Annotated in this window: 10 protein-coding genes; all 10 read left to right on the top strand. The window is 68.1% G+C overall.

Going from position 1 to position 13,711, the window contains the following annotated elements; genetic code table 11:
• The first annotated feature begins 149 nt into the window (after positions 1-149).
• Positions 150-1,598 carry a dihydropyrimidinase gene (gene hydA / locus ABF821_RS16475; protein ID WP_415530809.1) on the top strand — a complete coding sequence of 483 codons (1,449 nt, stop codon included), beginning with the start codon at positions 150-152 and terminating at the stop codon, positions 1,596-1,598.
• Positions 1,599-1,762: 164 nt separating this feature from the next.
• Complete coding sequence (gene xdhA, locus ABF821_RS16470) at positions 1,763-3,241, top strand: xanthine dehydrogenase small subunit (RefSeq protein WP_415530808.1); 1,479 nt, start codon at positions 1,763-1,765, stop codon at positions 3,239-3,241.
• Positions 3,234-5,612: a xanthine dehydrogenase molybdopterin binding subunit gene (gene xdhB / locus ABF821_RS16465; protein WP_415530807.1), complete on the top strand. Its 2,379-nt coding sequence runs from the start codon at positions 3,234-3,236 to the stop codon at positions 5,610-5,612. The genes xdhA and xdhB overlap by 8 nt, the downstream gene beginning before the upstream one ends.
• Before the next feature lie 14 nt (positions 5,613-5,626).
• On the top strand, positions 5,627-6,454 hold the full coding sequence (xdhC, locus tag ABF821_RS16460; RefSeq protein ID WP_415530805.1) for a xanthine dehydrogenase accessory protein XdhC: 828 nt from the start codon (positions 5,627-5,629) through the stop codon (positions 6,452-6,454).
• 16 nt (positions 6,455-6,470) lie between these two features.
• Complete coding sequence (locus tag ABF821_RS16455; RefSeq protein WP_415530804.1) at positions 6,471-7,442, top strand: LysR family transcriptional regulator; 972 nt, start codon at positions 6,471-6,473, stop codon at positions 7,440-7,442.
• A 237-nt stretch (positions 7,443-7,679) separates the two neighbouring features.
• Positions 7,680-9,146, top strand: a complete 1,467-nt coding sequence (locus ABF821_RS16450; protein ID WP_415530803.1) for a SidA/IucD/PvdA family monooxygenase — start codon at positions 7,680-7,682, stop codon at positions 9,144-9,146.
• 56 nt (positions 9,147-9,202) lie between these two features.
• Positions 9,203-9,403 carry a DUF4089 domain-containing protein gene (locus ABF821_RS16445; RefSeq protein ID WP_182974814.1) on the top strand — a complete coding sequence of 67 codons (201 nt, stop codon included), beginning with the start codon at positions 9,203-9,205 and terminating at the stop codon, positions 9,401-9,403.
• A complete protein-coding gene (locus ABF821_RS16440) occupies positions 9,400-10,770 on the top strand; it encodes an AtzE family amidohydrolase (protein ID WP_415530802.1) in 1,371 nt (456 codons plus the stop codon). The genes ABF821_RS16445 and ABF821_RS16440 overlap by 4 nt, the downstream gene beginning before the upstream one ends.
• A gap of 3 nt (positions 10,771-10,773) precedes the next feature.
• Entirely contained in the window at positions 10,774-12,366 is a 1,593-nt protein-coding gene (locus ABF821_RS16435; RefSeq protein ID WP_415530801.1) for a gamma-glutamyltransferase family protein, read from the top strand.
• Positions 12,360-13,658: an allantoate amidohydrolase gene (locus ABF821_RS16430; protein WP_415530799.1), complete on the top strand. Its 1,299-nt coding sequence runs from the start codon at positions 12,360-12,362 to the stop codon at positions 13,656-13,658. The genes ABF821_RS16435 and ABF821_RS16430 overlap by 7 nt, the downstream gene beginning before the upstream one ends.
• Positions 13,659-13,711: the final 53 nt, after the last annotated feature.

The raw sequence follows: 13,711 nt of genomic DNA, 5'->3' as shown, positions 1-13,711 counted from the left end.
GGGCGGGACATGGCACAAGATTTTAGGCTTTGCGCGCGTCGCGCAAGCGGGAAAACGTTACCTTGATTGTTACAAGATTGCACCATTCCCGATCCGGCCGCCGGATGGCATGCTGTCGGGGTGCGATAGCGTCGGGAGGAAAGGCAGCAATGCTTCTGGTGCAGGGCGGAACGGTGGTGACTGCCGAGGACACGCGGCGGGCCGATGTGCTGTGTGACGATTCGGGGCGGATTGCCGCCGTGGGGCCGGCGCTGGAGGTGCCGACGGGGTGCATGGTCGTGGATGCGGGCGGGTTGCTGGTGATGCCCGGCGGCATCGACCCGCATACGCATATGGAAATGCCCTTCATGGGCTCGGTGGCCAGCGACGATTTCCAGACCGGGACCGAGGCCGGGGTGGCCGGCGGGACGACCACGATCATCGATTTCGTCATTCCCGAACGCGGTGGTTCGCTGCTGGGGGCCTGGAAGGACTGGCGAGCCAAGGCGGAAAAGGCGGTGGCCGATTATTCGTTCCACGTCGCGGTGACCCATTGGGATGAGCAGGTCCATGCCGACATGGGCACGCTGGCGCGGGAATGCGGCGTTAATTCCTTCAAGCATTTCATGGCCTACAAGGGCGCGCTGATGGTCGATGACGGCGTGCTGCTGCGTTCGATCGGCCGGGCGCTGGAACTGGGCGCCCTGTGCAACGTGCATGCCGAGAATGGCGATGCCGTGGCCTTTCTTCAGCAGGATCTGCTGCGGCGGGGGCTGACCGGACCGGCCGGGCATCCGCTTTCGCGGCCGCCTTCGGTCGAGGGGGAAGCGGCGCAGCGGGTGATTGCCATTGCCGGGCTGCTGGGGGCGCCGGTCTATATCGTGCATGTCTCGACCGAGGAGGCGACGGCGGCCATCGCCGCTGCCCGCGCGCGCGGGCAGCGCGTGTATGGCGAGGTGCTGGCGCAGCATCTGGTGATCGACGACAGCGTTTATGCCGATCCGGACTGGCTGGGGGCGGCGCGGCATGTCATGAGCCCGCCTTTTCGGCCGAAGCACCACCAGAAGGCGCTGTGGGCGGGTCTGGCGTCGGGCCAGTTGCAGACGACGGCGACCGATCATTGCTGTTTCTGTGCCGGACAGAAGGAGCAGGGGCGCGACGATTTTACGAAAATCCCCAACGGCACGCCGGGAATCGAGGACCGGATGAGCGTGCTGTGGCACCATGGCGTGCGGACCGGGCGCCTGACGCCGCAGGAATTCGTGGCCGTGACCTCGGCCAACACGGCGAAAATCTTCAACATCCATCCGCGCAAGGGTGCGATCGTGCCGGGGGCGGATGCCGACCTGGTGCTGTGGGATGCCGAGGCCAGCCGCACCGTTTCGGCCGCCACCCATCACCAGAACGTGGATTACAACCTCTATGAGGGGATGAGCCTGACCGGGCTGGCGCGGCATACGATCAGTGCCGGGCGCGTGGTGTGGTCGGACGGCGATCTGCGCACCGTGCGGGGGGCGGGACGGTATGTGGAACGGCCGTGCTTCGGACCCGAGATGGCCGCCCAGATCCGGCGCAACGAGACGGTGGGCACCGGGGTGGTGAACGGGCTTGCGTCGTGATGCGCGACCGTTTCCTTCCCCGATTGTAGGCCATAGACTGGTCGGGACCGGATGGCCTCGGGGGAGGTGATTCGGACCCGCGTTCCGGTTGTCTGTCCTGCGGGGGGTGGGCAGCCAGGACATTCGCCCTTCGGGGCATGTCACTTGCTCGACGGAACCGAACGATGCGCGACCATATCCGCTTCTATCTGGGCGATACGCTGTGTGAACTGGCATCCGTGCCGCCGACCCTGACGGTTCTGGACTGGCTGCGGGAGCATCGGGGGCGGACCGGCACCAAGGAGGGATGCAACGAGGGCGATTGCGGCGCCTGCACCGTGCTGGTCGTTCGGCTGGAGGGGGGCTCGCTGGTCTGGCGGGCGGTGAATGCGTGCATCCAGTTCGTGGCGATGCTGGATGGCGCGCAGTTGTTTACTGTCGAGGATCTGCGGGCGGCGGACGGCGCGCTGCATCCGGTCCAGCAGGCGATGGTGGATTTGCATGGCTCGCAATGCGGCTTCTGCACGCCGGGATTCGTGATGTCGATGGTCGCCTATCGCAAGGCGCCGGGGGCGGTGGCCGAGGACGGGCCGATCGACGACGCGCTGGCGGGCAATCTGTGCCGCTGCACCGGGTATGCGCCGATCGTGCGGGCGATGAAGCAGGCCATGACGGCCGGACCCGACCGGTTCGACGCCGAGGCGGATGCGATCGTGGCCCGTCTGGTGGCGCTGCGCGATGGGCGGACGGTTTGCATGACCGCGCCGGAAGGGCGGCTGACGATTCCGGCCGATGCCGATGCGCTGGCGGCGGCTTTGATCGAGGACCCGGAGGCCACGATCGTGGCGGGGGGGACCGATGTGGGGCTGTGGGTCACCAAGGGGCTGAGGGTGCTGCCGCATGTCGTCCTGATTGGTGGGATCGCCGACCTGAAGGGGCTGGACCGGACGGCGGAGGGGCTGCGGATCGGTGCGGCCGTGACTTATGGCGAGGCGCGTGCCGCGCTGGCGGAGTTGCTGCCGGATGCGGGCGAGATCGTGCGGCGCCTGGGATCGACGCAGGTGCGCAATGCCGGCACGGTCTGCGGCAATATCGCCAATGGCTCGCCGATCGGCGATGGGCCGCCGGTGTTGATCGCCGCCGGGGCCACGCTGCATCTGCGGCGGGGTGCTGTGCGGCGGGCGGTGAAGCTGGAAGATTATTTTCTGGCGTATGGGCGGCAGGACCGTCAGCCGGGTGAGTTCGTCGAGGCCGTGACCGTGCCGATGCCGGCGGCCGGGATGCTGTTTCGCGCCTACAAGATTTCCAAACGCTTCGATCAGGATATCTCGGCGCTGCTGGGGGCTTTTGCGCTGGTGCTGGATGAGGAGGGGCGGATCGGCGAGGTGCGGATTGCCTTTGGCGGCATGGCCGCGACCCCGTGCCGTGCCCGCGCGACCGAGGATGCGTTGCGGGGGCGGATATGGAACGAGGCCGCCCTGGAGGCGGCGCGGGCGGCGATTGCAACCGACTTCGCGCCGATTTCCGACATGCGGGCCAGCGACTGGTATCGTCGCACGGTGGCCGCCAACCTGCTGACACGGTTGTTCGCCGAGACGGCGTCGGGGGTTGCGCGCGCTGAAACGCGGCTGGCCGGGCGGGGGCGGGAGGTGGCCAATGTCTGATCTGGTGATCGGTCTTGCGGCTGATGCGCGTGCCGCTGTCGTGCCCGGTGGGGCGTCGCAGAGCCTGCGGCATGAGAGTGCCGCGATGCATGTCTCGGGTTCCGCCGCCTATATCGACGACATGCCGGAGCCCAAGGGGCTGGTGCATGTGGTGCCGGGCCTGAGTACGCGGGCGCATGCGCGAATTGTTTCGATGAATCTGGATGACGTGCGTGCCGCGCCGGGTGTGGTGCGGGTGCTGACGGCGGCGGATATTCCCGGCCACAACCAGATCAGCCCGGTGGGGAAGAATGACGAGCCGCTGCTGGCGTCGGACATCGTGTCGTTCCACGGGCAGCCGATCTTTGCCGTTGTCGCCGAGACGCGCGGCCAGGGGCGGCGGGCGGCGCGTCTGGCACGGATCGTTTATGAAGACCTGCCGGCCGTGCTGGATATCGACCAGGCACGGGCTGCCGGTGGTGCGCTGGTGTGGCGTGCGCTGACCATGCGGCGTGGCGATGTGGAACAGGGGCTGGCGGAATCGCCCCGCCGCCTGTCGGGCCGGATCGTGATGGGTGGGCAGGAGCATTTCTACCTCGAAGGGCAGGCGGCGCTGGCGCAGCCGGGCGAGGAGGGGGAGATGCGGGTCTGGTCCTCCACCCAGCATCCGACCGAGACCCAGCATATGGTGGCGCATGTGCTCGATCGGCCGAGCAATCTGGTGACGACCGAGATCCGCCGCATGGGTGGTGGGTTTGGTGGCAAGGAGACGCAGGCCAACGGGCCGGCCTGTCTGGCGGCGCTGGCGGCCGAACTGACCGGGCGCGCGGCCAAGATGCGGCTGGATCGCGACGACGACATGATGATGACGGGCAAGCGTCATGATTTCGCGGTCGATTACACGGTGGGATTCGATGATGACGGGCGCATCCGCGCCGTGGACATGGTGCTGGCGGCGCGGTGCGGGTGGTCGGCCGACCTGTCGGGGCCGGTGACGGATCGGGCGCTGTTTCATGCCGACAATGCCTATTATTATCCCGATGTGCGGCTGCGCTCGGAACCGCTGAAGACCAATACGCAGTCCAACACCGCCTATCGCGGTTTCGGTGGGCCGCAGGGGATCGTGGCGGCGGAACGGGTGATCGAGGAGATTGCCTTCGCCACCGGGCTGGACCCGCTGGATGTACGGCTGCGCAATGTCTATGGCACCGGCACGCGCGACCTGACGCCGTATCATATGACGGTCGAGGATTCGATCGCGGCGGAGATCATGGTGGAACTGGCCGAGGGGTGCGCTTATCGCGCGCGCCGTGCCGCGATCCGGGCCGCCAATGAGGACAGCCCGCATATTCGGCGCGGGATTGCGCTGACGCCGGTGAAGTTCGGCATTTCCTTTACCGCCACCCACTACAATCAGGCGGGTGCGCTGGTGCATGTCTATACCGATGGGTCGGTGCAGGTGAACCATGGCGGCACCGAGATGGGGCAGGGGCTGCACACCAAGATGGTGCAGATTGCGATGCGGGAATTCGGCCTGCCGGCCGACCGGGTCCGTATTACCGCCACCACCACCGGCAAGGTGCCCAATACCTCGGCCACCGCGGCCTCCAGCGGTGCGGACCTGAACGGCATGGCGGTGCTGGATGCCGTGCGCCGGATCAGGGGGCGGCTGGTTGCGTTCGCCGCCGGGCATTGGGGCGTGCCGGAGGATGCGGTGCGCTTTCTGCCGGACGGGGTGCATGTCGGCGAGACGGTGGTGCCGTTCCCGGAGCTGACGAAGGCTGCCTATTTCGCGCGTGTGTCGATGTCGTCGAACGGTTTCTACAAGACGCCGAAAATCTCCTGGAACCCGGATACCGGGCGGGGGCGGCCGTTCTTCTATTTTGCCTATGGCGCCGCGTGCGCGGAGGTTGCCATCGACCTGCTGACCGGGGAGATGCGGATCGAGCGGGTCGATATCCTGCATGATGCCGGGCAATCGCTGAATCCGGCGATTGATATCGGGCAGGTCGAAGGGGCCTTCGTGCAGGGGGCCGGTTGGCTGACCACCGAGGAACTGGTCTGGGACGACAGCGGCCGGCTGCGCACCCATGCGCCCAGTACCTACAAGATTCCCGCCTGTTCCGACCGGCCGGGCATCTTCAACGTCGCCCTGCTGGAGCGGGCGCCCAATCGGGAGGAGACGATCTTTCGCTCCAAGGCGGTCGGGGAGCCGCCCTTTGTGCATGGGGTGGCGGTGTTGCATGCGATTTCGGACGCGCTGGCCAGTCTGGATGGGTATCGCTCCTGCCCCGGTCTGGATGCGCCGGCGACGCCCGAGGCGATCTTGCGCGCGGCCGAGCGGATGCGTGCCCGTGCCGCCGCGCGGGTGGATGCCGGAGCCGGGGACTGACGGCCGTTCGGGCCATGGACGACATGATCGCGGCGCTGGCTGGCTGGCGGCGGGACGGGTGGCCCGTTGCGCGCGTCAGTATCCGCGCGGCCGTGGGATCGACCCCGCGCGAGGCCGGGTCTTTCATGCTGGTGGTGCCGGGCGCGTTGGCCGGCACGATCGGCGGGGGGCGGCTGGAGTGGGAGTGCGTGGCGCGGGCGCGGGCCTTGCTGGCCGGTACCGGCACGGCGGGGGAACTGGAGATTCCGCTCGGGCCGGAACTGGGGCAGTGCTGCGGCGGCCGGGTGCGCGTGCGCATCGAGCGCGCGGATGACGTGATGCTGGATGCGATCGTGCGCGATGCCGAAACCGCGCGGGCGGCGCTGCCGTATCTGCTGCTGTTCGGGGCCGGGCATGTGGGGCGGGCGCTGGCCCGCGCGCTGGCGCCGCTGCCTTTGCGTCTGGTCTGGGTTGATCCGCGTGCGGAAGAGTTCGGGCTGGTGCCCGACGGGGTTGTGGTGCGGATGACCGAAAGCTGGGAAGAGGTGCTGGCGGCCGCGCCGGCCGGGGCCGGCGTTCTGGTGCTGACGCCCAGCCATCGGCTGGATGCGCTGATCGTCGGCGCGGCACTGGAACGGGATGATCTCCGCTATGTCGGGTTGATCGGGTCCAGGACGAAACGGCGCGGGTTCGAAGCCGGGTTTCGCGCCGTGGGTCTGGGGCCGGAGCGGATCGCGCGGCTGGTGTGCCCGATCGGGGACCGGGGTATCCGCGACAAGCGGCCGGAAATTATCGCGGCGCTGGTGGCGGCGGAAATTGTCGAACGCCTGCTGCATGGCGATGATGCGGGAGCGGAGCAGTAGGCATGGGGAACAGGACATGAGGCGGTCGGCTCGAAGCCAGCACATGATGCGGCTGCATGCGCGGTGCATCCTGTATTTCAACGCGGTGCGCGACCATGGCTCGATCCGCGAGGCGGCGCGGCAGTTGAACGTGACGCCCTCCGCCCTGACGCGGCAGATCGCCCAGATGGAGGACGAGATCGGCGCGCCGCTGTTCGACCGCCTGCCGGGCGGGATGGTGCTGACGGCGGTGGGGGAAATCGTGGCCCGGCACATCGTCACCGTCATGCAGGATGCCGTGCGGACCGACGAGCAGATCGCCGCACTGGCGGGCATGCGGGGTGGGCGCATCGGCGTGATGATGGTGGAAGGCATTGCCGGCGACCTGATGGCGCGGCTGCTGGCGCGCATGACCCGAGTCTGGCCGGATATCGACCTGCACGCGGAGACGGGGTCGCCCGCGCAGATCGTGGCGGCACTGAGCGGCGGCACGACGGATCTGGGCATCGCGTTCTCGCTGAACGAACCGGACGATCTGCGCCGCGTGGCGGTGGCGCGCTTTCCGGTGGGAGTGGTGATGCCGGCCGACCATCCGCTGGCCGGCCGGCGTAGCGTGCGGATGGAGGATTGTCTGGATTATCGGCTGATCCTGCCGAGCGAATCGCTGTCGCTTCATCAGGTGATGGAGCCGATGCTCCACCCCTGGCGCGACAGGCTGGATGTGGTGCTGGAAACCGGGTCGATCGAACTGACCAACCGGATGGTGGCGGCCGGGGCGGGCCTGGCCTTTCAGTCCCGGCTGGCGCTGGCGTTCGATATCGGGCGCGGCGCGCTGGCCCATGTGCCGCTGGACGACCCGAGGGCCATGACCGATCTGGGGGTGTATGTCCGCGAGGCGCGGTGGCTGCCCCCGGCGCTGGAGCGGCTGATCGTGGAGGTGCGCGAGGCCCTGCGGGAACAGGAAGAGGCCGCCCGCATTCTTGGGACCGAAGACCTTTTGGCGGAATAGATAATTTTTAAAAACAGTATCTTATGATACTTTTTGGCGATTTTACATTATCTGGAATTGTTGCCGAACGGGCAACGTGTTGGTCAATTTATTCTACTGGACGGAACGCCCCCCTGTCCGGTTAGTTTCGGTGCCGTGATGGTGCGGGTTGGGGAACCCAGGGTCCGTGTCGGGGGACACGGACCCGCGCCGTCGGTCCATGAACCTGTCCGACCAGGGAAGAGCAAGGAGGCGTGGATGGCTGCCGATCGCGATAATCGTCCAACCGGAGACACCCCGGAAGAACGGCTTGCGGCGCTCGATGCCCGGGTCAGGCGGAATCTGGCCGTGATCGACTATCCGCGCCATGACTGGACGCCGCGCCTGACGCGCGATGGCGAGCCGGTGCTGGATGTCGCCATCATCGGCGCGGGCCAGGGTGGGCTGGCCACTGCTTTTGCGCTGAAACGCGGCAATATCAGCAATGTCCGGATTTTCGACCGGGCGTCGCGCGGCGGCGAGGGGCCGTGGATCACCTTCGCCCGCATGATCACGTTGCGGACGCCGAAATATGTCACCGGCCCGGATCTGGGGATTCCGGACCTGACGCCGCGCGCCTGGTATGAGGCGCGGTATGGCGCCGAGGCGTGGGAGAAGCTGGACAAGATCCCGCGTGGGGACTGGCAGGCCTATCTGGACTGGTATCGCGCCGTGCTGGACCTGCCGGTGGAGAACGACCGCACGTTTACGCATGTGGCGTGGGAAGACGGGCTGCTGCGCCTGACCTTTGTGGACGCCGCGGGACGGGAGTTTCGGCATCTGGCGCGCAAGCTGGTGCTGGCGACCGGGATCGACGGTGGCGGGCGGTGGCATGTGCCGGATTTTATCCGCGAGGCCCTGCCGCGCGAACGCTATGCGCATACGTCCGAGCCCATTGATTTCGCCGCCCTGCGCGGCAAGCGGATCGGCGTGCTGGGGGCGGGGGCGTCGGCCTTCGACAATGCCGCGACGGCGCTGGAGGAAGGGGCGGCCTCGGTCGCGCTGTGTCTGCGCCGGCGGGTCATTCCCTCGGTCAATCCCTATCGCTGGATGGAGAATGCCGGGTTCCTGGCCCATTTCTCCGCGCTGTCCGACACGCTGCGCTGGCGGTTCATGCGGCATATCTACGAACTGAACCAGCCGCCGCCGCAGGATACGTTCTGGCGCTGCCGTCGCCACCCGACCTTCAGCTACCATACCGGCTGTGGCTGGACCGGGGCGCGGATGGAGGGCGATGACATCGTCGTGCGGACGCCGGATGGCGAAATGCGATTCGATTTCGTGATCATCGGCACCGGCTTTGCCGTCGATATGGCATTGCGGCCGGAGACAGCATCCTTCGCCGGGTCGGTGGCGCTGTGGCGCGACCGCTTTACCCCGCCGGAGGGCGAGGACAGTGCCGTGCTGGCGGCGCATCCTTATCTGGGCGAGTCCTACCAGTTTCTGCCGCGCGACGCGGCCGATCCGCTGGCGCCGATGCTGGCGAACATCCATAATTTCACCTTCAGCGCGACGCCCAGCATGGGGCTGTCGGGGGCGTCGATCAGCGGCATGCGCTTTGGCGTGGAGCGGCTGGCGCGGGGGCTGGGGCGGGATCTGTTCGTGGCCGATGGGGCCTGGCACCTTGAGCAGTTGCTGAATTATGTCACGCCGGAACTGGTCAGCCTCGACCCTCCGGATGCATGATCCCGCGTGATTCTGCCGGCGTGGCGGCGCGGCAGGCAACGGGAAGGGACAAGCCCATGAGCGAACAGGATGGTGACAGCTTCGTGCCGGAGGAGGCGATCGTCATCGCCACCGCGCGCGATATCGGCCTGAGCATCGACGGATCATGCCTGCCGGGCGTGGTGGCCAACCGGGCGCTGCTGCGGCGCTATGCCGATCTGGTCCATGGGTTTGCCCTGCCGGATACGTGTGAACCGGCATACGAATACCGTCCATGAGCACGCCCGCCATGAGTGACCCGTTCGACGTGCTGGCCATTGCCGCCGATATCCGCCAGGGGCGCCGCAGCGCCGTTTCCGTGATGACGGAAACGATCGCCGCGATGCAGGTCCGTGACACATCCATCAACAGCGTGACCCGTATTTTCGGGCCGCGCGCGGTGGGCGAGGCCGAGCGGATCGACCGCCGCCTTGCCGCCGGCGACGATCCGGGGCCGCTGGCGGGCGTGCCGTTCGGGGTGAAGGACCTGTTCGACGTGGCCGGGGAGGTGACGACGGCGGGGTCGGTGGTGTTGCGGGAATCGCCGCCGGCGGCGCATGACGCCACCGTGGTCGCGCGCCTGCGCGCGGCGGGCGCGATTCCGGTCGCCAGCCTGAACATGGACGAATTCGCCTACGGATTCGCCACCGACAATGCCCATTACGGCATCACCCGCAATCCGCATGACACGGCGCGGCTGGCCGGTGGGTCGTCGGGTGGTTCGGCGGCCGCCGTGGCGGCGGGGCTGCTGCCGCTGACGCTCGGGTCGGACACCAACGGTTCGATTCGCGTGCCGGCGTCGCTGTGCGGCGTGTGGGGGCTGAAACCCACGCTTGGCAGCGTGCCGCGCGAGGGGGCCTATCCCTTTTCCGCCAGTCTGGACGTGGTGGGGCCGTTTGCCGGGACGCTGGATGGGCTGCGTGTGGCGTACGAAGTCATGGCCGGCGGACCGATGCCCGAACTGCCGGCGGCATCGGACCTGCGGGTTGCGAAACTGGGCGGGTGGTTCGGCACCAACCTGTCGGACGCGCTGGCCGGGGCGATCGACGCGGTGGCGGCGCATCTGGGCGGGCTGGAGACGGTGGAACTGCCCGAGGTGGCGCGGGCGCGCGCCGCGTCGTTCCTGATTACGGCGGCCGAGGGTGGGACGCTGCATCTGCCGCGCCTGCGCAGGCATGCGCTGCGCTATGACCCCGCGACCCGTGACCGGCTGATTGCCGGGGCGCTGCTGCCCTCGGCCACGCTGGTGCAGGCGCATCGGTTCCGTGGCTGGTTCCGCGAGCAGGTCCATGCGCTGTTCCGTTCGGCGGATGTGCTGATTGCCCCGGCGACGGTGGGCGAGGCGCCGTCGGTCGATCAGCCGACCATCGTGGTGGATGGGCAGGTCGTCTCGGCGCGGGCCAATCTGGGCCTCTATACGCAGCCGCTGAGTCTGGCGGGCGTGCCGATTCTCAGCGCGCCGCTGCTGGGCACCGGTGGCCTGCCGCTGGGAATGCAATTGATTGCGGCGCCGGGGCGGGAAGCCGCATTGTTTGCCCTGGCCGGCGCGCTGGCGCGGGCGGGGCTGGTCGGCAGGGTGCCGCTTCCGGCCGTGAAGGGACGTTAGGCCATGCTGAATACTCCCCGTTCCCTGCGTGGGATGGTGACATCCCCGCATCATCTGGCCAGCCAGGCCGGCCTGGACGTGCTGCGCGACGGCGGCACGGCGATTGAGGCGGTGGTGGCGACGGCGGCGGCGCTGGCCGTTGTCTATCCGCACATGACCGGCATCGGCGGCGATGCCTTCTGGCTGGTGATGTGGCCCGATGGCCGGACCGAGACGATCGATGCCTGCGGGGCCGCCGCGCGGCGTGCCGATCTGGCATTCTATCGTGCCGCCGGGTGCGATACGATTCCGTGGCGGGGGCCGCTGGCGGCCAATACGGTGGCCGGCACGGTGTCCGGATGGGATCTCGCGCTGGAGTGGAGCCATGCGATGCAGCCTGGGCTGGGCCTGCATCGGCTGCTGCGGGATGCGATCTATTATGCCGAGCAGGGCGTGCCGATTACCGAGGGGGGCGCCGCGCTGACCGCCGCCAAGATGGGCGAACTGGCGGCCATTCCCGGTTTCCGGCAGTTTTTCCTGCCGGGCGGACATGCGCCACAGGCGGGCGATATCCTGCATAACCAGGCCCTGGCGCACACATTGCGTCGGCTGGCGGGGGACGGGCTGGACTCCTTTTATCGCGGTGCGTTGGCGCGGGATCTGGCCGAGGATCTGCGCCAGTTGGGCAGCCCGCTGGATCTGGCGGACCTGAACACGCACCATGCGCAGGCGCGGCCGCCGCTGCATGTCGATATCGCGGGGGCGCGGCTGTTCAACATGGCGCCGCCGACCCAGGGTGTTGCGTCGTTGCTGATCCTGGCGCTGTTCGACCGGCTGCGGGCCGAAGAGGTCGACGGGTTCGATTATTTCCACGGGCTGGTCGAAGCGACGAAACAGGCCTTTCGGTATCGCGATACGCATGTGGGCGATCCGGCCTTCATGTCTGTGGCGGCGCAGGAGGTATTGGACGACGCCATGGCGCTGGATCGCATGGCGTTGGATATCGATCCTGACATTGCGGCGCCGTGGCCGCATCCGCCGCAGATGGGCGATACGGTGTGGATGGGCGCGGTGGATGCCGATGGTGTTGCCGTCAGCATGATCCAGAGCGTGTATTTCGAATATGGCTCGGGCGTGGTTCTGCCGCGCAGCGGGATCGTCTGGCAGAATCGCGGGGCCAGTTTCCAGTTGGCCGAGACGGGGTGGAATGCGCTGCGTCCGGGGCGCAAGCCGTTCCATACGCTCAATCCGGCCGGTGCGCGCTTCGCCGATGGGCGTACCATGGTCTATGGCACCATGGGCGGCGAGGGGCAGCCCCAGACGCAGGCGGCGGTCTTTACCCGCTATGCCCGCTATGGCGTGCCTTTGCAGCAGGCGGTGACGGCGCCGCGCTGGCTGCTGGGGCGGACCTGGGGCGAGACCAGCACCAGCCTGAAATATGAGGACCGGTTCGCACCCGAGGTGATCGCGCGGATGGCGGCGGCGGGGCATATATTGGAGCCCATGCCGGCCTTTACCGCGACGATGGGGCATGCCGGGGCGCTGGTGCTGCATCCGTCGGGCCTGATCGAAGGGGCGACCGATCCGCGCAGCGACGGGATGGTGGCGGCATGGTGAAGATGCCTGCGCGCGAGACGGCGTCTGGCCTGCGCGCGGTCGCGCGGTGTGACGATCTGGGCGTCGCGCCTTATTCGGATTCCGACGATCATCTGTTCCGCCCCTATCTGGGGGCGGGGCATGCGGCGACGCTGGACCGGATCGCGGCCTGGATGACCGAAGCGGGGATGACCGCGCGGGTCGATGCCGCCGGCAATATCGTCGGCCGCTATGAAGGCCGGCACCCCGATGCACCGGCACTGGTGATCGGCTCGCACGTCGATAGCGTGCGCGACGGCGGGCGCTATGACGGCATGCTGGGCGTGATGCTGGGGATCGAGACGGTGGCGTGGTTTGCCGAGCGCGGACGCCGCTTTGCCTTTGCGATCGAGGTGATCGGCTTCGGAGACGAGGAGGGGTCGCGCTTTCCGGTCTCGATGTTGACCACGCGCGCCGTGGCCGGGGTGCTGGGGGATCAGGATCTGGCGCTGGTCGATGCGGCGGGCGTGGGGCTGGCCGAGGCGCTGGATGGTTTCGGCCTCGACGTGACGCGCTTTGTCGATGCCGTGCGGGAACGCGAGGACGTTCTGGCCTATGTCGAGGCGCATATCGAACAGGGGCCGGTGCTGGAGGCCGAAGGCCATGCGCTGGGCGTCGTCAGCGCCATTGCCGCCCAATATCGCTTTCGCGCCGTGGTGACGGGGGTCGCGGGGCATGCCGGCACCATGGCGATGCGCCTGCGCCATGACGCGCTGGCCGCCGCCGCCGAGATGGTGCTGGCGGTGGAGCGGATCGGCGGTGCAGGGCCTGAAGACCTGGTGGCGACGGTCGGGCGGATGGAGGTCGGGCCGGGTGTGCCGAACGTGGTGCCGGGTGCCGTCACTTTCAGCATCGATATTCGGGCTGGCGTGGACGGGGTACGCGACCGTGCGGCCGAGGCCATTCAGGCGGTGCTGCCGGAGATTGCCGCGCGGCGGGGTGTGGGGCTGGATTTGACGCTTCAGCAGGATCTTCCGGCGACGCCGTGCGACGGCAGCTTGAGCGCCCTGATGGCCGATGCGGTCAGTGCGGTCACGGGGGCCGCGCCGCGCGTGCTGGTGAGCGGTGCCGGGCATGATGCAATGGTGATGGCGCGGCTGGCGCCGGTTTCGATGTTGTTTCTGCGCTGTCGCGGCGGGATCAGTCACAACCCCGCCGAGGCGGTCGAGGTTGAGGACGTGCAGGTGGCGCTTGAGGCGATGACCGCCTTCGTCAGCCGGTTCGAACAGACGGGAGCGGGCGCCGGAGCGGCGCTGACGCAGGAGGAAAGATAGGGTGTTCGGACAGATTGACCCGCCGCATCGGCTGCTGATGGGGCCTGGCCCGG

Origin of the sequence: Gluconacetobacter sp. (genome assembly GCF_047721585.1) — a bacterium.
Taxonomy (GTDB): Bacteria; Pseudomonadota; Alphaproteobacteria; order Acetobacterales; family Acetobacteraceae; genus Gluconacetobacter; species Gluconacetobacter dulcium.
The sequence above is the reverse complement of the archived record's forward strand: the minus strand, read 5'-3'. Positions and strand labels throughout refer to the sequence as shown.